The following is a 20,051-nucleotide window of genomic DNA, read 5'->3' as shown; positions in this document are numbered from 1 at the left end:
TCCGCCGACTTCCCTGACCGACTGTCGGACGTGAGTCGGAGCCCACGTGGTGTGGTCCGCGCACACCGTCACCGCGCGGGACGGGGCGAGGTGGCGAGCGTGCAGGGCCCCGCGCCCTGCGACCATGCACCGGGTCCTCGGAACGCCTATCGACGGCGGGCTGGTGAGCCTCCCGCTGGAACCGGCGCTGCTCGCGCTGCGGCGCCTCGCCGTGGAGGACAGAACCGTCCGCCGCTTCCGGGGAGCCGAAGGCGGCGCGTAGAGCACGTGCGAGGAAGTGGCGGTCCGCCCGCGCCCGGAAGATGGACACGGTTCGCCCGCTGCGCTTTTTGACGCCTCGAAAGGAATGGCCACGTGACCGCGATGCAGGACGTGTACGCCGATCTGGCGGTGGAGGGCACCGAACTCGGTGATCTCGTGTCAGGACTGAGCCCCGAGGAATGGGCGGCGGAGACCCCCGCCGCCTCCTGGACGGTCCGTCACCAGGTGGCTCACCTGGCGTACGTCTCCCATATGGTCCGGCTCGCGGCGAGCGACGCGGACGGCTTCGAGACCGAGACCGCGCCGGTCCGGGAGAACTTCCAGTCCGGGATGGACGCGAGGCTCGCCGAGTACGTCGCGGAGCCGGTTCCCGTTCTGCTGCGTCGCTGGGCCGAGGAACGGGCCGCCGCCGAGAAGGGGCTGGCCGCGCTGGAGCGGCGTGACCTCGTGCCGTGGCCGGCCGGAGCGCTGCCGGGCAGTGTGCTCGCCGCGGTCGCGTTGACGGAGCTATTCGCGCACGGCCAGGACATCCGCGACGGCCTCGGGCGTCCGCGCGTGCTCACTGACCGGATCGGCCACATCGTCTTCCTCGGCACCCGCACCCGGGACCTGGCCTACCGTGTCCGCGGTCTGCGGCCTCCGGCCAAGCCGTTCCGTTTCGAGCTGACGGCCCCGTCCGGGGTGCTGTGGGCCTTCGGCCCGCCGGAGGCCAGGCAGCGGATCGCCGGCCCGGCCGAGGACCTCTGCCTGCTCGTCACCCGGCGCAGGCACCGCGACGACCTCGCGCTGAGCGCTGTCGGGACGGAGGCCGACCAGTGGCTGGACATCGCACAGTCCTACGTCGGACCGCCCGGCACGGGCCGGGCACCGCAGTGAGCAATATGGCGTATAGATCACCGGCCCGGTGGCTGCTTTTCTATCTGACGGGCCGTCTTCGGTCCGCCCGACACGAGGGATCTGGGGTTGCCGTGCGAGAACAACGGACCAGCTGGTGGCTGCTGTTGAAGCGTGCCTGTGCCACCGCCCTGATCGTCACCGGACATCTGATCGCCGCCCTGCCGCACACGATGACCCGCGGCGGCCGGACCCGACTGGCGCACCGCGCTCCCCGGCTGCTCACCGCGCTGGGGCCGTTCTTCGTCAAGGCGGGGCAACTGCTCAGCACGCGCCGTGACCTGGTCCCCGAACGCTGGTGCGACGCGTTGGGCGAACTGGCCGACGAGGTGCGGCAGCCGAGACGCGCGGCGGTGGCACGCACCCTCGCCGAGGCCGGATTCTCGGATGCCTTCGCCGAGTTCGACTGGAAGCCGGTGGCTTGCGGCAGTATCGCCAGTGTGCACCGCGCACGGCTCGCCGACGGCACCGAGGTCGCCGTCAAGGTGCAGCGGCACGGCATCCGCCCGGTGCTGGAGGCCGACCTGCGACTGGCCCTGCTCGGCGCGCGGGCCGGCCGGCTGATGCCGAGCATGCGGGACCTGCCCGCCGAGGAGATGATCGGACAACTCGGCGGCGCCGTCCTGCGCCAGCTCGACTTCACCGCCGAACACGATTCCCTGCTCGCGCTGCGCGGCAACCTCCGCGACCACACCGAACTGCGCATCCCCGCGCCCGTCGAGGGACTGTGCGGACCGACGGTGCTCACCATGGAGTTCGTCCCGGACATCGGCCGGTTCCGGCCCCACGGCATGTCGGTGGCCCGCCGCCAGGAGGTGGTCCGAGACGTCCTGCGGGCGGTCTACCGCATGCTCTTCGTGGACGGCGTGGTGCACTGCGACCTGCATCCGGGCAACCTCTGCCTGGACGGTGAGGGGCGGGTCGTGGTGCTGGACGCCGGCTTCGTGGTGCGGCTGCCCGACGCCGTGCGGCGCTCCTTCGCCGGCTTCTTCCTCAACATGGCCCAGGGCAACGGCCCGAAGTGCGCGGACATCGTGCTCAACAGCGCCGCGCGGCTCCCCGCGGAATTGGACCGGGAAGGTTTCCGCAGCGCGGTGACGGAGCTGGTGGACGAGGTGGCCGGGGCGCTGTCCAAGGACTTCGACCTCGGGGCGTTCGCGCCGCGGCTGTTCAAGCTCCAGAAGGATTTCGGCGTCTTCGCCGCGGCCGAGTTCGCCTTCCCGCTGCTGTCGCTCCTGGTGCTGGAGGGAATGATCAAGGAGTTCGACTCCGAGGTCGACTTTCAGGCCGAGGCGGTTCCCGTGCTGATGGCCTCCTTCGCCAAGGACGTCCAAGTGGACGCCGAGCGCCGCGAGGACGGCCCCCTTGGCGGGTGGGCCGCCTGAGAACCGCGCCGGCCCCGCCTTCGTGCGGCACGGGCCGGGCGGCACGAACCGCCGCGTGGCGGATATCACCCGACAGCTCCCGCCGGACCGGTTGTGCACGCCTGCGGACCGGCCGCGTCGGCCGGCGGAGCGACACGCCGAGCAGGGGACGGAGAAGGAGGAACGACATGTTGGTCTGTGTGACAGGAGGCACCGGCTTCCTCGGCTCGCACACGGTCGCGGCCCTCGCGGCCGGCGGAGCGCGGATCCGGCTGCTGGTGCGCGACCCGCTGCGGCTGGCGCCGGCGCTCGGCCCGCTCGGCATCGACCCGGACACGGTGGAGACCGTCACCGGCGACGTCGCTGACGAGGCAGCGGCGGCCCGCGCGGTCCGCGGCGCCGACGCCGTGATCCACCTGGGGTCGGTCTACTCCTTCGACCGCCGGCGCCGTGACGACATCACCCGCACCAATGTGGCGGGCACCGAAGCGGTCCTGAAGGCGGCGGTCCGGGCCGGGACCGGCACGGTGGTGTACGTCTCGACCGTCGGCGCCCTGATTCCCACCACCGAATCCGAGCTGCGCGCCGAAAGCCCGGTGGGGGACCCCGACGAGCCCTACCTGGCGAGCAAGGCGGCCTGCGAGACGCTGGCCCGGCGGCACCAGGACGACGGGGCGCCGGTCCACATCGTCTACCCCCCGGCCCTGCTGGGCCCCGACGACCCGAGGCTCGGTGACCAGACCGGCCGGCTGCGCGACGCGCTGCGCGGTCTGATGCCGCTGTGGCCCACCGGCGGCTTCCCGCTGGGCGACGTGCGTGACACCGCCGCGGTACTCGGGGGGCTGGTCCTCGGCCCGCCGCCGGACAAGCCGGTACGGGTCTTCGGGCCCAACCGGTACGTGACGACGGCCGACTACCTGACGGAGCTCCGCGCGGCGACCGGCCGCCGGCTCAGGACGCTGCGGCTGCCGGGGCGGGCCATGCTTCCCGCCGCACGGGTCGCCGATGAGGTCCAGCGGTGGTGGTCGTGGCACATCCCCGCCGAGTTCGGCGCCGCCTACACCTGCGTGCACGCGGTCCCGGTGGCCCGAGCCGCTACGGCCGGGTTCCCCACGGCGCGGCCCGTCGCGACGACGATGGCCGACACCGCTCGCTGGCTCCACCGGGCCGGTCTGCTGACGCGGCGCCAGGCCGGCACCGTGGGCGAGCGGAGCGGGTCATGAAGGCGGCGGGGACCGGACACGATCCGGCCGAGCAGTACCACGCCTACCGGCGGACCAGGAAGAACATCGCCGGCCTGGTCACCCGGACGCCGGACACGGCCGCCGCCGGTGTGCCCGCCTGCCCCGACTGGACCGTGCGCGACCTCATCGGTCACCTGGTGCACATATGCGAGTCGTTCGTCGCCCTGGAGGACAACCAGATAGACCTGCGCCCGTCGGAGGGCGTTGACCTGCCCGTTCTGCTGGACCGGTGGGACGCCCTGGACGGCGAGTTGCGCGAGGCACTGGACCGCACCCCCGAGCTGCGGCGGCGCATCCTGTTGCTCGACGTGTTCTCGCACGAGATGGACCTGCGCGACGGTCTGGGCGAGACGGTTGAGCCGTCCGGCCATCCGGCGTTCCCCGGCGCGCTGGACCTGGCCACTATGGGCTTCGGCCTCGCGCTGCACGGGGGGAATCTGCCGGCGCTGCGGATCGACACCCCGGAGCGGGACTGGGTGGTGGGAGAGGGTGCTCCCGTCGCCACTGTCCAGGGCCCGGCTTTCGACGTGTTCCGGTCGCTGACCGGCCGCCGTACCCGGCACCAGATCGAGGACCTGCGCTGGTCAGGGGACCCGTCGGCGATCTGGATGCCGGCCTTCGCCTGGGGGCCGTTCGCGCCGCCCGCGAACGAGGTGGAGCCGGTCCGCGGGTTCTGACCCGCCGGGCCCCGCGAGGGCCGCGGCAGGAGCGTCCGGGTCCGCACCGGCCGGGCCGGGTGCCCAGGGCGGGGCCGGCGCACGGAAGGGCTGCACGAAGGAGAACGCCCGGCCCGTCGCACGACGGACCGGGCGTTCTCCTTCGCGCCTGCGGTCTCAGGTGCCGGAGACGGCGGGCAGCTCGAAAGGAGCACCGCCGGCCTTCGGCAGACCCGAGAAGTCCAGCTCCGGCAGCGCCAGCAGGATCGGCAGGTCCAGGGGGGTCGGCGGACGCCCGATCAGGTTGACCCGGACGTCCTGGTCCCGTCGTACGTTCAGGACCTGGCCCGAAGCCACCAGCAGCGGGCGCCGCCGACCGAGCGGCGAGGGAGGGTCGTCCATGGCGAGTACGGCCGCCCGGATGTACCAGGGGCCCTCCGACAGGCGCAGCGAGAACGAACCGGGCCCGTCCAGGATCGCGCAGGCGGTCGGGCGGCCCTGCACGATCGACTCACGGAACGCACCGACGTAGATCCGCACCGGCTGTGTGACGCCGGGGAGACGAATGGTGCCCTCCAGTTCACTGGTGGGCCGGCCACCGTCGAGCGGCTGCTCCGGCCCCGTGGCGGCCCCGCCGCTCGGCGTGAGCAGCCCGGCACGGGCCAGCGCCCGGTAGCGGGCCGGGGAGTGACTCACACTGCGGGTGAAACGACTGGTGAAGGTGCCGAGACTGTTGTAGCCGACCCGGTAGGAGATCTCGGTGACGCTGAGATTGGTTTCCAACAACAGGTTCTTCGCCTGGTGCAACCGGACCACGGAAAGGAACCGGCCCGGGGAGGTCCCGGTGAGATTGCGGAACACTCGGGAGAAGTAGAATTTGCTGAGAATCGCGGTGTTGGCGATCTCGTCGAGCGAAAGTGGTTCCTCGTATCGGTCCCACATCGTCGCTATCGCGCGTTCAACGGCGACCTGCATGGCATTGCTCCAAGCTTGTCGATGAATCGAATGCGTCCTGACGGAAATGGCCGAGCAGCATCTCAGAACTGACGCTCTGTCGGTGACATAATGTGTACCGCAAAGATTTGCACGGCATTTCTCCGAACGTGCCGATGAAGCGATACGTCCTGACCGGGCGTGCAGGGCAGAGCCTGACGGCCGCAGGTCGGCGGGAAAGGGGACCCGCTTTCGGGCGACGACGTGAAAGTGTTGGAGCCCGCTGCGCCGCATCGGGCATCAACACCTGGAGAATTCAGGGCGCACGGACCCTGTATCGGAACACCACCGCAAGGCGGTGGGCGGAACGACAGCCGCAGACCGAGGGGGCTGGGTGTTCAGCTGTCGCGGAGCAGTTGTCCGCTGCGCCGCTGGGCCGCCCGCTGGGCCGCCCACGACGTGACAGCGAGGATCTCCCGGTCACCCTCGCCGCTCTGCCGGAAGGCCGCGATGACCTTGTCGTCCACCCGGTAGGAGGCCAGGGCGGTGAGCAGTGCGAGGTTGCCCGCCGGCCGGTCGGCCGGCGGCAGTTCCCGCAGCGGGGCGTCCAGCCAGGCCCGGCCGAGGCCGGGGTCGCCGCCGTCCCAGCGGGCCAGTTCGGCGGTCACCAGGTTCCGGACCGGCTCCGGCACCAGTTCGGCCGCCGTCAGCTCGACGGCCGCCGTGCTGCGGGCCAGCGCCGCGGCGATCCGCGGATCGGCCGCCGCCCAGTCCAGTTCCTTCGGCAGCGGTGCGTCGGGCAGCAGCGACAGCGACGTACCGGGCCGGGCCCTGGCCCGGACGGAGCTGCGCATCAGGCCGGTCAGCACCCGCAGCACGGGGCCCACCGCCCGGTCCGGGGCGTGCGGCGGCAGCGGTTGCGCGCCCAGGAAGACGTTGACCATCCGGTTGAGGTACTGGAGGCAGAACGCGGTCCCGGCCAGCTCCGGCACCAGTTCGGGTGCGAACGGGGGCCTGCCCGCCGAGCCGATCCACGCCGCCAACTGGTCCGGCTCCGTCCCCGGGCCGCCGTCCGGTCCCGACTTGGCGCCCCGCCCGGACGAAGGGGGCCGGGCCGTCAGGGAGTTGTGCATCGTGGAGTGCATGGTGGTGCAGAAGGGGCACTGGTTGCCCCGGGATACGGCGGCGGCCACCGCTTCCTTCACGGCCCGCGGGGCCAGCCCGTCGGCCAGCATCGTCTCGCGCAGTGTCATCCAGGAGGCCGCGAGCAGTGCCGGCACCGGAGCGTGCAGGGCTATGGGTGGCGCCAGCACCCCGAAGTCCCGTTCGAGCTCCCGGTAGACCCGGGCGGTGTCGCCGGTCGCCTCACCGAACGGCACGGTCGCGATGTGCCGGATCTGGAGCAGGGACAGCCTCCTGAGCGGCGACTGGACGAGCAGTCTCGGGTCCTTCATGCGTCTGCTCCGGGATCCGGACCGGTGACGTCGCGCCGCGGTGGCTCCGCGTGGCCTTCATGCATCGGTGGCACTTCCCTCAGCTCCTCGGCGGATGACTTTCGGTGCGCAGTCAATCGTCACACCGATGCGGGGTTCCTCCTTCTTCATTCTTGCGGTCTGACGGCCCGTCCCAAACGAGTTGCGGGGCACGACTGCCGCTGGGCGCGCGGCCGTGCCCCGTCCGGGCCCGCCGCTGTGGGCGGGCCCGGACGGAGCCACGGGTGACGGCACGTCCTAAGGGACGGGGAAGAACGCCCGGACGAAGCGTTCGAACATCCTGTCCCCGATGGTCCACCGCATCCGCGGCAGCAACCGGGACGGCATCCCGATCCGGTACCTGATGCGAGGGTTGTCGCTGGTCACCGCCTTCTCTATGACCTGCGCCACGGTCTCCGCACGCACCGCCATCCGGCCGCGGCCGCTCGGCTTCTCCGTCTCCCGGTAGGCGCCGTGCCAGTCGACGAAGTACTTCCAGAAGTCGTCGTACACACCGCCACGCTCCTGCCCCGACATCCCGAGGTCGGCGACCGACATCGGTACGAACCCGCCGAGCACCGGGGACGGTTCGACCAGCACCACCTTGATGCCGAACCCGTCCACCTCCAGACGCAGCGAATCGCTGATGGCCTCCAGCGCGTGCTTGGTGGCCTGGTAGTAACCGCGGCCCGGGGTGGCGAACTGGCCGAAGATGGACGACATCATGATCACCCGGCCGCTGCCCCGCGCCCGCATGCCGGGCAGCACGAGCTGGGTGAGCCGGCACAGTCCGAAGAGGTTCGTCTCGAACTGGCTGCGCACCTCGTCCATCGGCGTCTCGCCGATGGTGCCGTTGAGGCTGTAGGCGGCGTTGTTGATCAGGGTGCCGACCGAGCCGTGCTCGGCGGTGATCCTGTCGACGACGGACGTCATCGAATCCTCGTCGTTGACGTCCAGTTGGAGGACCCGGATGCCCTCGGCCTCCAGCTCGGCCAGTGCCTCGGGCCGTCGCGCCGTCGCGTAGACCGGCCAGCCGGCCCGGTGCAGCCGCAGCGCCACGGCCTTTCCGGTGCCGGAGGACATGCCGGTGCTCGACGACGCCCCGGTCAGCAGGATCGCTCGCGAGGGGCTGCTCATCGGGGCTCCGCCAGCGGCAGCTCGGACACGGTGGCGTCCTCCGGCTGCGAGGCGATCCGGCTGCGGGCCACGGAGTCTCCCAGGCCCAGGCCGTCCACCAGGCGGTTGATGAAGGCGAACAGTGACGCGGTGAAGACCGCTTCCAGCATCTCCGCGTTGGTCCAGCCCGCGGCCTCGGTCCTGGCCCAGTCCTCGTCGGTGACCCGGAACGCTCCCGTGCAGATCTGGGTGACCAGGCGCATGAGCTCCTTGGTGCGCTCGTCGATCGGCAGGTCCTCCACCGAGGCGGCGCCGGCTATCGCGTCGGTGAGTTCCTGATCGCCGCCGAACTGGGCCAGGAACCAGTTGTGGGTGCCCACGCAGTACGGGCAGCCGTTGACCTTGGAGCTCCAGGCGGAGATCATCTCGCGGGTCGCACGCGGCAGCACGCCGTCGTTGAACACGCCGCCGTAGCCGGCGATCACGACCTCCAGCAGGTCGGGTCGGCTGGACACCAGGCGGAACATGTCCGGCACGAAGGGAATCCCCATCCGGGACTTGATCGCCTCGTACAGCTCCGCGGTCCTGCCCTGGGCCTCGTCCTCCCCCACCAGGGGGACGCGGACCGTGCTCAGCGCATTCGGATCGGTCATGGATGATCGCCTTTTCTTCCGATTGTGGGAGCCGCCCCGCGAACCGATTGAGAAATGCAGGAAAATATGGTCATGCTGTCCGCCAGGTAATTGCGGCGTTGTTTTCTCTCATGGTGGCAGGAATGGCGACGGCGTCTCGTCTTTCAGATTGCCCTGCGTCCGCCTGCCGGCGGGTTCCGGACCTGGACATACGGGCGGCCGTCCCGGCGCGGCAGGCGCCGGAACGGCCGTCGGGGGAGGCCGGGCGGGTTCAGCTCACTCGGCGCGCAGCCAGTCCGCGAGCCGCTCACCGATCATGATCGAGGTGAGGTTGGTGTTGCAGTTGACGATGCTCGGCATCACCGAGGCGTCGGCCACGTACAGGTTCTCCACCCCGTGCACCCGCAGCTGTTCGTCCACCACGGCGCCCGCGTCGTCAGCGGTGCCCATGCGGGCCGTGCCCACCGGGTGGTAGCCGCTGTCCAGGCTCACCTTCACGTACTGCTCGACCATCGCGTCCTTCTCGATGAGCTTGTCGTTCAGAACGATGAAGCCGTCGCCCCGCGCCGCGATCCCCGGGTGGTTGGCCAGCTCCCAGCAGGTTCGGACGCCCTGGACCATCTTCTCCAGGTCCCGTTCGGTGGAGAGGAAGTCGAGCTGGATGTCCGGACCCGCCGCCGGGTCGGCCGAGGCCAGCCGCAGCCGGCCGACCGACTCCGGCTGCTGGTCCACCACCATGACGCCGAAGATCATCGAGGCGCCCGCCAGCATCTGGAGCTCGGGGAAGAGCTCCAGATCGAAGTGGTTGACCATGTAGTACTGCATGTCGTTGAAGTCGGTGGACCCCTTGGCCGTGGTCCGCACCATGGACTGCAGGAACGGCACGTTCTCGTCCAGTGCCCCCTCCTTGGGCCGCATGAACACGCCGGTCCGCGGGTGGTCCATCAGATGGGCGCCGACCCCGGGCCGGTTCAGCCGGACGTCGATCCCGAGCCTGGTCAGGTCGTCGGCCGGGCCGATTCCCGAACGCATCAGCAGCGTCGGGGTGTTGACGGCGCCGGCCGACAGGACGATCTTGTGCGCCCGCAGTCTCTCCGGCTCGCCGCCACCGGCCGAGACCAGGACGCCGACCGCGCGGTCGCCCTCAAGGAGCACCTCGTGCACCAGCGTCCCGCTGCGGATGGCCAGGTTCTCCCGTGCCCGTACCTCGTACGTCAGGTACGCCATCGCCGTCGAGACCCGGTAGCGGGGGTCGCGCCGGTTGGACGGGATCGGGCCGATTCCGGTCGCCTCGGGGTGGTTGTGGTCGGAGACCTCGGGGAATCCGGCCGCCAGGCTCGCTTCGGTGAAGGCGCGCTGCATGGTGGTCATCTCGTCCGGCTGGAACCGGCGGATCGGCACCGGGCCGCCCTTGCCGTGGTAGCGACCCCCGAAGTTCAGATCGTCCTCCAGCCGGCGGAAGTACGGCAGCACCTGCTCGTACGCCCACGCCGGGTTGCCCGCCGCCGCCCACTTGTCGTAGTTCTCGGGCACACCCCGCAGCGCGATGGTGGCACCGACCGCGGATGAGCCGCCGGTGATCTTTCCACGGGGAAAGAGGATGCGCCGGCCGTCCATGATCTCCGCGCGGTAGTGCCAGTCGTGCCTGCTCATCGACATGGCATTGCCGTTGGTGATGTCGTGCGGGATGTCGGCCGGATCGGGAAAGTCCGGGCCCGCTTCGATGAGGAGTACCGAACGGGCCGGGTCCTCGCTCAGCCGGGCTGCGAGCGCCGCACCCGCGGAGCCCGACCCGACGATGATCGCGTCATACGTGTGCGTCATGGAATTAAACCTCGCCAGACTGTGATTCGACAGGGTCCGATCTCACCCGAGGTTTTCAGATCGCCGGTATCCGGTCTTCTCCGAGGCTGCTCAATGACCCTGGCCGGGGATATCCCCCGCACCGACCGAAGGTGTTCCTTAACCGGGTTGACGCCGCGCCCTTCGAACCGTGGCAACGTCAGAGAAGCAGCCCTTGCCGGGGTGGTAGATCCTCAAGTGCCAGGTACTGCGACAGTAATTTCTGAATTACCTTCGCAATGTCCTGGGCCAGCTGTTCATTTCTCGTTCACGGGAGGGAATTGGGATGTCGTACCGACAGCGATTCCGCAGGCTCATACCAGGGGTGGTCACGATATTGGTGGCGACCTCGCTGTTCTTCGTCGTCCGCACATCGGTATCCGTCGCGGGCGGTGACCAGGCTGCTGCGGCGTACAAGTTCAAGGAGATGCCGATTGCGATGCCGCCCGGATACGACTCGCAGCCGAAGAAGACGATCCGTGAGGTGAACCCGGCCTACGAGAAGATCCGTGCCTGGATTTCCTCGGTCGGCGCCAGCATCGCGGTCAACGATGTCACCGGCCACGGACTCGCCAACGGTATGTGCATTGTCGACACCCGTACCGACTCGGTCGTGGTCACCTATACCCCGACCGCTCGCACCGCCGACCGGTTCACCCCGTTCGTGCTGGACGGCAAGCCGCTGCCGATGGACGACGCCATGGCCCCCACCGGCTGCACCCCCGGCGACTTCAACGGCGACGGCCGCAACGACTTCCTGGTCACCTACTGGGGACGCACTCCGGTGCTGTTCCTGGCGAAGTCCGACGCCGGGACCCCGTCCGCGTCCGCGTACGTCCCGCGCGAGGTCGTCGCCTCGCAGAGCCTCGACGGCAGGTACCACGGGCCGCGGTGGAACACCGACGCCGTCTACGTCGCCGACCTCGACGGCAGCGGCCACCCGTCGATGATCGTCGGGAACTACTTCCCGGACTCCGACGTGCTCGACCCGAAGGGCCTCAAGAACGTCGAGATGAACGACTCGCTCTCCAGCGCGAAGAACGCCGGCGGTGACCACGTGCTGCGCTGGTACAAGGGTTCGGCCGGCACCGACCCGGACGTCTCCTTCGTCGAGGAGAAGGACGCCATCCCGTACGCCAACTCCACCGGCTGGACGCTGGCCATCTCCGGCGCCGACCTGACCGGATCCGGGCTGCCCGACGTCTACATCGCCAACGACTTCGGCCACGGGCACCTGCTGCACAACCGTTCCACCCCCGGCAACATCCGCTTCACGGAGGCCAAGGGCGAGCGCACCGCGACGACCCCGAAGTCTTTCGTGCTCGGCAACGGCTCCTTCAAGGGCATGGGGGTCGACTTCGGTGACGTCGACGGCAACGGCAGCTTCGACATGATGGTCAGCAACATCACCGTCGCCTGGGGCCTGGAGGAGAGCAACTTCCTCTGGGTCAACCAGGCCGGCAGCCCGGCCGCCGCGAAGGCCGAACTGCGGGACGGCGTCGCCCCGTTCAGGCAGGAGGCGCAGAAGAACGGCGTCGCCTGGACCGGCTGGGGCTGGGACGCCAAGATGGGCGACTTCCTCAACAACGGCCAGCAGAACATCCTGCAGGCCGACGGCTTCGTCAAGGGTGACATCGACCGCTGGCCGTGGCTCCAGGAAATGGCCATGACCAACGACAACCTGCTCTCCAACCCCGCGATGTGGCCGCACGTCGGCCCCGGTGACGATCTGGCCGGCGACGAGGTGATGGCGTTCTACGCCCGGACCAGCAGCGGCAAGTACGCGAACGTGAGCGAGCAGCTCGGCCTCGACGTCCCGATTCCGACCCGCGGGATCGCCACTGCCGACACCACCGGCAGCGGCGCCCTGGACTTCGCGATCGCCCGCCAGTGGGGCCCGCCGGCGTTCTACGCCAACCAGGCCCCGAAGCTGGGCCACGACCTGACTCTGCGGCTGTACCGGCCCGCGCCCGACACCACCGCCGGAGAGGGCCTGGCCGCACCCGGCTCGCCCGCCTACGGCACCACGGTGAGCATCACCACGCCGCAAGGGCGGCAGATCGCCCAGCTCGACGGCGGCGGCGGACACGGAGGCTTCCGGAGCTTCGACGTGCGCTTCGGTCTCGACACCTACTCCGGCCCGGTGAAAGCGCACTTCACGTGGCACGACAGCGACGGCGGCCTGCACACCAAGACCCAGCAGCTCTCCGCCGGCAGCCACACCCTCATGCTGACCGACGACATCCAGGAGGTGACGAGCCGATGACCGGCACCCGTTCCCAGACTGTCAAGGCGGCTTCGCACGCCGCCCAGCCCCACGCCGAGAAGAAGAAACCCAACCGGGATCCCCGCTACCTGGCACTCCGCAACTTCGCCATCTCCATGAGCGTGTTCAACATCCTGGGCTACACCCTGCTCGGCTTCGAGCAGCCCTGGCTGTGGCCGATCATCTGCGCGCCGTTCGCCTACGCGGTCGAGATGGTGCTGGAGATGATCAGCGCCTGGGCCCAGAACCGCCGGGCCCGCTTCCTGGGCGGGGGGTTCCGCAGGGTGTACGAGTTCCTGCTGCCCGCCCACATCACCGCGCTCGCGGTGAACATGCTGCTCTACGCCAACGACCTGCTGCTGCCCATCCTGCTCGGTGTCTTCATCGGCGTGGCCGGCAAGCACGTGCTCCAGGCACCGATCAACGGGCGCATGCGGCACTACATGAACCCGTCCAACTTCGGTATCACCGTCTCACTGCTGATGTTCGGCTCCTGGATCAGCATCGCCCCGCCGTACGAGTTCACCGAGAACGCGAACACGTTCTTCCGGGTCGGCATCCCGCTGGTCATCGCCACCGCGGGCACGGTCATCAACGCCATGCTGACCAAGCGGGTACCGCTGATCGTCGGCTGGCTCGGCGGCTTCGTCATCCAGGCGGTGCTGCGCCACTTCATATGGGACGTGGCGATCTGGTCCGCGCTCGGGCCGATGAGCGGTGTCGCCTTCGTGCTCTTCACCAACTACATGATCACCGACCCCGGCACCACCCCGTCGAAGGGCCGCAACCAGTTCATGTTCGGCTCCTCGGTCGCCATGGTCTACGGGCTGCTGATGCTCTTCAACGTCGTATACACACTCTTCTTCGCCACCACGATCGTGTGTGCCGTCCGCGGCATCGGCTGGTGGGTCGCCCACGGCCTGCAACGGCGCCGGGGAAGCGACGCGACCAACGGCACGGTGGCGCGGCCCGCCGAGCCGCAGCGCCTGGCCGACAACGAGGCGGTGGCGGCATGACCGTACACGAACCGCGGCCCGTCACCACGGCCGAGAACGACGAGCGGGAACCCTCCGGCCGGATCGCGGTCGTCGGGATCGCCTGCCGCTACCCCGACGCCGAGAACCCCGAACAGCTCTGGCAGAACGTGCTGGCGGGCCGCCGTGCCTTCCGTAAACTGCCCGACCAGCGGATGCGCGCCGAGGACTACTACTCACCCGACCCCACCGCGCCCGACCGCTTCTACAGCGCCAAGGCCGCGGTGATCGAGGGATTCGAGTTCGACCGGGTCCGCTACCGGGTGGCGGGCAGCACCTTCCGCTCCACCGACATGACCCACTGGCTCGCCCTGGACACCGCGGCCCGCGCCCTGGAGGACGCCGGCTTCCCGTTCGGCGAGGGGCTGGCGGACGTCAACACCGGCGTCATCATCGGCAACACCCTCACCGGGGAGTTCAGCCGGGCCAACCTGATGCGGCTGCGCTGGCCGTACGTCCGCCGCACCGTCGGCGCCGCGCTGCGCGAGCAGGGCTGGGACGACGAGGCGCTCGCCGCGTTCCTCGACAGCCTCGAACAGCGCTACAAGAGCGCCTTCCCGCCCATCGGTGAGGACACCCTGGCCGGCGGCCTGGCCAACACCATCGCCGGCCGCATCTGCAACCACTTCGACTTCAAGGGCGGCGGTTTCACCGTCGACGGCGCGTGCTCGTCCTCCCTGCTCTCGGTCTCCACCGCGTGCGACGCGCTGGCCCGCGGCACGATGGACGTGGCGGTGGCCGGCGGTGTGGACCTGAGCATCGACCCCTTCGAGGTGATCGGTTTCGCCAAGACCGGCGCGCTCGCCACCGGCGAGATGCGGGTCTACGACAAGGGCGCCAACGGCTTCTGGCCCGGCGAGGGCTGCGGCATGCTCGTCCTGATGCGGGACGAGGACGCCCGCGCGCAGGGCCGGTTCCGCTACGCCACCATCGCCGGCTGGGGCTACTCCTCCGACGGGAAGGGCGGCATCACCAGGCCCGAGGCCAGCGGCCACCGGCTCGCCATACGACGCGCCTACCGCACGGCCGGCTTCGGCATGGAGACCATCGGCCTCCTGGAGGGCCACGGCACCGGAACGGCCGTCGGTGACGCCACCGAGCTGCGCGCCTTCTCCGAGGCCCGCCGCGCCTCCGGGGCTCTCGCCCCGGCCGCCCTGAGCACCGTCAAGGGCAACTTCGGCCACACCAAGGCGGCGGCCGGCGTCGCCGGGCTCCTCAAGGCGATCCTCGCGGTCCGCCACCAGGTGATCCCGCCCGCCACCAGCCACGTCGACCCGCATCCCGAACTCCTCGGCCCCGAGCCCGCGCTGCGGGTCCCGGACCGTGCCGAGCTGTGGCCCGAGGACATGCCCATCCGGGCCGGCGTCTCCTCCATGGGCTTCGGCGGCATCAACGCCCACGTCGTGGTCGAGCACGCCGACGGCCTGCGGCGCAGCGCCGTGCCGAGCGTCACCCGCAAACTGGTCGCCTCCCGGCAGGACGCCGAGCTGTTCCTGCTGGACGGCGCCGACCCGGAGGAACTGCGGGAGAAGGCGACCCGCCTCGCGGAGTTCTGCGCCCAGCTGTCGTACGCCGAACTCGGAGACCTGGCAGCCACGTTGCAGGGCGAGCTGGACGGCCGGCCGTTGCGCGCCGCGGTGCTCGTCGCCTCGCCCGAACAGGCCACCGAGCGGCTCACCGAGCTGGCCGGACAACTGGACGCCGGAGTCCGTACGCTGCTGGACACCCAGAAGGGCGTCTTCGTCGGCAGCGCCGGATCGGCCCCCCGGATCGCTTTCCTCTTCCCGGGCCAGGGCGCCGGGAAACGGGGCGACGGAGGCGCGCTGCGCCGCCGGTTCGCCGCCGTGGACGAGCTGTACGACCGGCTCTCGCTGCCCACCGACGGCGACTTGGTCGCCACCGACATCGCCCAGCCCCGCATCGTGGCCGCCTCGGTCGCGGGCCTGCGGATCCTGGACATCCTCGGCATCGAGGCGGTCCGGGCCGCCGGACACAGCCTCGGGGAACTGACTGCCCTGCACTGGGCGGGCGCCATGGACGAGCCGACCGTGCTGAGCGCGGCCGGCGCCCGCGGCCGGATCATGGCCGAGGCCAGCGACGGCGACGGCACCATGGCGGCGCTCGCGACGACCCCCGAACTCGCCGAGACCCTGACCGCCGGCGAACCGGTGGTGATCGCCGGCTACAACAGCCCGCGGCAGACCGTGGTGTCCGGCCCGGTCGCGGCGGTCGAACGAGTCTGCGCACGGGCGGTCGGACAGGGCGTCGGCGCGGCGAGGATCAACGTCTCGCACGCCTTCCACTCACCGGCCGTCGCCCCGGCCGCGGCCGGACTCGCCGAGCACCTGAGGACCGAGCGGTTCGGCCCGATCGGCGAGGGCCTGGTCTCCACCGTCACCGGCGGACTGCTGCCCGCCGACACCGACGTGGTGGACCTGCTCACCCGCCAGGTACTGCAGCCGGTCCGGTTCACCGAGGCCCTCCAGGAGATGGACGGCGAGGTCGACCTGCTGATCGAGGTCGGACCGGGCCACGTACTGGAGTCGCTGGCCGCCGAGATCCTGCCGGACGTGCCCGCGGTCGCCACCGAGGCGGACGCCCTGTCACTGACCGGGCTGCTCGGCACGGTCGCCGCCGCCTGGACGATGGGCGCGCCGGTCCGGCACGGTCAGCTCTTCGACGGGCGCTTCACCCGGCCGCTGCCGCTGGACAAGGAGTTCCTGTTCTTCGCCAGCCCCGCCGAGTCCAACGGCGAGGACTTCGTGCTGGAGCAGTCGATTCCGGCCGCGCTGCCCGAGCTCACCGCTCTCGCGGCCACCATCGGCACCACGGCAGCCGACGGGGAGAACACCTCCAGCCTGGAGGTGCTGCTCCGGCTCGCCGCCGAGCGGGCCGAACTCCCGGTCGAAACGGTCGATCCGGCGGCCAACCCGCTCGACGAACTGCACCTCAGCTCCATCACCGTCGGCCAGATCATGAACCAGGCCGCCCAGGAGCTGGGCATCTCCGCGCCCATGGTCACCACCGCCTTCGCCACCTCCACGCTGGCGCAACTCGCCGGACTCCTCGACGAGCTGTCGGAGCAGTCGCCCGACGACCACCAGCCGTCCGCCGCCCCCGGCGTCGCGAGCTGGGTGCGCCCCTTCGTGGTCGACCTGACACCGGCCGAGTTGTCCGGCGGCCCCGCCGTCGGGCCCGGTGGCGACTGGGAGGTCTTCGCCTCCGACCGGCACCCGCTGGCCGGACCGCTGGCCGAGCGGCTGCGCACGGCCGGGCCCGGCGGGGGCGTCCTGCTCGCTCTGCCCCGCGACTGCGGCCAGGAGCACATCGGCCTGATGCTTGCCGCCGCCCGAGCCGCACTCGACCCGGACCGGCGCGCCGCGGGCACCCGGCTGGTCGCCGTCGGCGACCGCAGAGGAGCGGCGGGCCTGGCCAAGACGCTGCACCTGGAGGCACCGGACATCGCGGTCACCGTCGTCACCCTGCCGTTGCCCGGGGACATGACGGCCGACGCCGCCGAACGGATCAGCACCCGGATCACCGCGGACGTGCTGGCCACCACCGGGTTCAGCGAGGTGCACTACGACTCCGACGGCGTACGGCGGGAGCCGGTGCTGCGGGCGGTGGAGCTCGCGACGAACTCCACCCACCAGGCGCTGGACGGCGGCGACGTCCTGCTGATCACCGGCGGCGGCAAGGGCATCACCGCCGAGTGCGCCATCTCGCTGGCCGGGCCGAGCGGTGCGGCGATCGGGCTGATGGGCCGCTCCGACCCCGCGGAGGACACCGAGCTCGCGGACAACCTGGTCCGCATGGAGGCGGCCGGGGTCCGGGTGCACTACGCGCGGGCCGACGTCACCGACGTCGACCAGGTCAAGGCCGCGGTCGGCGAGATCACCAAGGCGCTCGGCCCGGTCACCGGCCTGCTGCACGGCGCGGGCCGCAACCAGCCGCAGGCACTCGCCAACCTGGACGAGGACTCGTTCCGCCGCACGCTGGCTACCAAGATCGACGGCGTGGAGGCCGTGCTCGCCGCGATCGACCCGGCGGCGCTGCGGCTCTTCGTGACCTTCGGCAGCATCATCGGCCGGGCGGGACTGCGCGGCGAGGCAGACTACGCCACTGCCAACGACTGGCTCACCGAGCTGACCGTCCAGTTCCAGCAGGACTACCCCGACTGCCGCTGCCTGGCACTGGAGTGGTCGGTCTGGTCCGGTGCCGGTATGGGGGAGCGGCTGGGCGTCCTGGAGGGTCTGGTCCGCGAAGGCATCGAGCCGATCCCCGCCGACCAGGGCGTGGAACTGCTCGGCCGGCTGCTGGCCGACACCGCTGTCCCGCCGGCGCTGGTGGTGATGGGCCGGGCCGGCGGCCTGCCGACGCTCACCCTGGAGCAGTCCGAACCCCCGCTGCTGCGGTTCCTGGAACGCGTCCAGGTGCACTACCCCGGCATCGAACTGGTCGCGGACGCCGAACTCGGAGCCGGCAGCGACCTCTACCTGGCCGACCACCTGCTGGACGGCGACCTGCTCTTCCCCGCCGTCCTCGGCATGGAGGCCATGACCCAGGTGGCCACCGCGCTGACCGGCCACCGGTCCACCCCGGTGCTGGAGGACATGGGGTTCCTGCGGCCCATCGTGGTCCCGGTGCACGGCACGACGACCCTGCGGGTGGCCGCCCTGGTCACCGGACCCGACACGGTCGAGGCGGTGGTGCGCAGCAGTGAGACCGGCTTCCAGGCCGACCACTTCCGGGCCACCCTGCGCTTCGGCGGGCCGGAAGTGGCCGGTGACCCGGCGCCGGTCACCGACGAGGTGCCGCGGGTCCCGCTGGCACCCGGTGAGCTGTACGGGCCGGTGCTCTTCCAGGGCGACCGCTTCCAGCGGCTGCTCGGCTACCGGGACCTGGCCGCGAAGCACTGCCTGGCCGAGATCGACGACACTCCCCGGACCGACTGGTTCGCCGCCTACCACCCGGGCGAACTGGTACTGGCCGACCCCGGGACCCGCGACGCGCTCATGCACTCCATCCAGGCGTGCGTGCCCGACGCCACGCTGCTTCCGGTGAGCGTGGCACGGCTGCGTCTCGCGGCCCGGCCGGCGCAGCACACCGGCCGACTGCTGTACCTCGACGCCCGCGAGCGGTCCCGGGACGGCGACAGCTACCTCTACGACCTGGACGTCCGCGACGAGGAGGGCCGGCCGGTCGAGCGCTGGGAGGGCCTGCTGCTGCGGGCGGTGCGCAAGCAGGACGGAGCCGGCCCCTGGCTGCCGGCCCTGCTCGGCCCCTTCCTGGAACGGCGCGCCGAAGCGGCGCTCGGCCACCCGCTGCGGTGCGTCGTGCTGCCCGGCGGCCCGGTGGACGGGTCCTCGGTGGACGAGCGCCGGCAGCGCACCGCCCAGGCGGTGAGCTGGGCGCTGGGGCGTAAGACCGAGGTGCACCACCGGCCCGACGGACGGCCCGAACTGGCCGACCCGCGCCGGGTGTCCTCCTCGCACGCGGCGGGCGTCACCTTCGCCGTGGTCGCCGACCAGGCCGTCACCTGCGACGTCGAGGTGGCCGCCGAGCGGCCGGCCGACGAGTGGGCCGCGCTGCTGGGCGCCGACGGCCTGGCGCTGGCCCGGCTGCTCGCCGAGAAACGGGGCGAGGCGCTGAGCCTGGCCGCCACCCGGGTGTGGGGCGCGGTGGAGACGCTGCGCAAGGCGGGCCACGCGGTGGCCGCGCCGAGCCTGGACGGCGACGCGGGACTGCCGCCCGGCTGGGTGGCCTTCCGCGGCGGCGCACACCGCATCACGTCCTTCGCGACCGCCCTGGAGGGCGTCGCCGATCCGGTGTCGTTCACCGTGCTGACCGAGGGGACCCGATGACGCAACCGGACTACTACGAGTACCGCCACCTGGTCGGCTTCGAGGAGACCAACCTCGTCGGCAACGTCTACTACGTCAACTACCTTCGCTGGCAGGGCCGCTGCCGGGAGATGTTCCTGCGCGACCGGGCACCCGATGTGCTCGCGGACATCCGGGCCGACCTCAAGCTGTTCACCCTGAAGGTGGACTGCGAGTTCTTCGCCGAGATCACCGCCTTCGACGAACTGTCCATCCGGATGCGGCTGCTGGACCTCACCCAGACCCAGATCGCCTTCACTTTCGACTACGTGCGGCTCGGGCCGGACGGAAGCGAAACCCTGGTCGCCCGGGGGCAGCAGAGGATCGCCTGCATGCGCGGCCCCAACACCGACACCCGTCCGACCAGGGTCCCCGAGCCGCTGCGGCTCGCGCTGGTGCCTTACGGCGTCTCCGGCACGGCGTCCTCCGGGACGCTCACCACTACTGCGGGGTGA

14 protein-coding genes are annotated in these 20,051 nt (G+C 71.0%); 9 read left to right on the top strand and 5 right to left on the bottom strand.

From position 1 onward, the window contains the following. The first annotated feature begins 124 nt into the window (after positions 1-124). The 5 genes from ACFVQ0_RS02210 to ACFVQ0_RS02190 all read left to right on the top strand — a co-directional run bounded on the left by ACFVQ0_RS02210 (position 125) and on the right by ACFVQ0_RS02190 (position 4,440). On the top strand, positions 125-262 hold the full coding sequence (locus ACFVQ0_RS02210) for a hypothetical protein (RefSeq protein ID WP_390083683.1): 138 nt from the start codon (positions 125-127) through the stop codon (positions 260-262). A gap of 101 nt (positions 263-363) precedes the next feature. After that, on the top strand, positions 364-1,137 hold the full coding sequence (locus ACFVQ0_RS02205; protein ID WP_390085349.1) for a TIGR03084 family metal-binding protein: 774 nt from the start codon (positions 364-366) through the stop codon (positions 1,135-1,137). Positions 1,138-1,229: 92 nt separating this feature from the next. Next, a complete protein-coding gene (locus ACFVQ0_RS02200; RefSeq protein WP_390083681.1) occupies positions 1,230-2,540 on the top strand; it encodes an ABC1 kinase family protein in 1,311 nt (436 codons plus the stop codon). Positions 2,541-2,719: 179 nt separating this feature from the next. Then, positions 2,720-3,742, top strand: coding sequence for an NAD-dependent epimerase/dehydratase family protein (locus ACFVQ0_RS02195; RefSeq protein WP_390083679.1), 1,023 nt, complete (start codon positions 2,720-2,722; stop codon positions 3,740-3,742). Further along, positions 3,739-4,440: a maleylpyruvate isomerase family mycothiol-dependent enzyme gene (locus tag ACFVQ0_RS02190; protein ID WP_390083677.1), complete on the top strand. Its 702-nt coding sequence runs from the start codon at positions 3,739-3,741 to the stop codon at positions 4,438-4,440. The genes ACFVQ0_RS02195 and ACFVQ0_RS02190 overlap by 4 nt, the downstream gene beginning before the upstream one ends. 156 nt (positions 4,441-4,596) lie before the next feature. Here the strand turns inward: ACFVQ0_RS02190 and ACFVQ0_RS02185 are convergent, their stop codons facing one another. From ACFVQ0_RS02185 to ACFVQ0_RS02165, 5 genes are all read right to left on the bottom strand, one after another. Further along, a complete protein-coding gene (locus tag ACFVQ0_RS02185; RefSeq protein ID WP_390083675.1) occupies positions 4,597-5,394 on the bottom strand; it encodes a helix-turn-helix transcriptional regulator in 798 nt (265 codons plus the stop codon). A 356-nt stretch (positions 5,395-5,750) separates the two neighbouring features. Next, the gene (locus ACFVQ0_RS02180) at positions 5,751-6,806 is read right to left on the bottom strand and encodes a carboxymuconolactone decarboxylase family protein (RefSeq protein ID WP_390083673.1); all 1,056 of its coding nucleotides are present in this window, start codon (positions 6,804-6,806) and stop codon (positions 5,751-5,753) included. A gap of 276 nt (positions 6,807-7,082) precedes the next feature. Then, positions 7,083-7,961, bottom strand: a complete 879-nt coding sequence (locus tag ACFVQ0_RS02175; RefSeq protein WP_390083671.1) for an SDR family NAD(P)-dependent oxidoreductase — start codon at positions 7,959-7,961, stop codon at positions 7,083-7,085. Beyond that, positions 7,958-8,593, bottom strand: a complete 636-nt coding sequence (locus tag ACFVQ0_RS02170; RefSeq protein WP_390083669.1) for a carboxymuconolactone decarboxylase family protein — start codon at positions 8,591-8,593, stop codon at positions 7,958-7,960. Before ACFVQ0_RS02170 ends, ACFVQ0_RS02175 begins: the two co-directional genes overlap by 4 nt. 255 nt (positions 8,594-8,848) lie before the next feature. Beyond that, positions 8,849-10,396, bottom strand: a complete 1,548-nt coding sequence (locus ACFVQ0_RS02165) for a GMC family oxidoreductase (RefSeq protein WP_390083667.1) — start codon at positions 10,394-10,396, stop codon at positions 8,849-8,851. Positions 10,397-10,700: 304 nt separating this feature from the next. Between ACFVQ0_RS02165 and ACFVQ0_RS02160 the strand changes: the two genes are divergently transcribed. From ACFVQ0_RS02160 to ACFVQ0_RS02145, 4 genes are read left to right on the top strand one after another with little or no spacing between them, the layout of a single operon-like run. Continuing rightward, on the top strand, positions 10,701-12,680 hold the full coding sequence (locus ACFVQ0_RS02160) for an FG-GAP repeat domain-containing protein (RefSeq protein ID WP_390083666.1): 1,980 nt from the start codon (positions 10,701-10,703) through the stop codon (positions 12,678-12,680). Continuing rightward, positions 12,677-13,696: an enediyne biosynthesis protein gene (locus ACFVQ0_RS02155; RefSeq protein WP_390083664.1), complete on the top strand. Its 1,020-nt coding sequence runs from the start codon at positions 12,677-12,679 to the stop codon at positions 13,694-13,696. Before ACFVQ0_RS02160 ends, ACFVQ0_RS02155 begins: the two co-directional genes overlap by 4 nt. Further along, positions 13,693-19,578: an SDR family NAD(P)-dependent oxidoreductase gene (locus ACFVQ0_RS02150; RefSeq protein WP_390083662.1), complete on the top strand. Its 5,886-nt coding sequence runs from the start codon at positions 13,693-13,695 to the stop codon at positions 19,576-19,578. Before ACFVQ0_RS02155 ends, ACFVQ0_RS02150 begins: the two co-directional genes overlap by 4 nt. Next, a complete protein-coding gene (locus ACFVQ0_RS02145; RefSeq protein ID WP_390083660.1) occupies positions 19,575-20,051 on the top strand; it encodes an acyl-CoA thioesterase in 477 nt (158 codons plus the stop codon). Before ACFVQ0_RS02150 ends, ACFVQ0_RS02145 begins: the two co-directional genes overlap by 4 nt.

Origin of the sequence: Streptomyces sp. NPDC057900 (genome assembly GCF_042887885.1) — a bacterium.
Taxonomy (GTDB): domain Bacteria; phylum Actinomycetota; class Actinomycetes; order Streptomycetales; family Streptomycetaceae; genus Streptomyces.
Note: the sequence above shows the minus strand (reverse complement) of the source record. Positions and strands in the feature narration are given on the sequence as shown.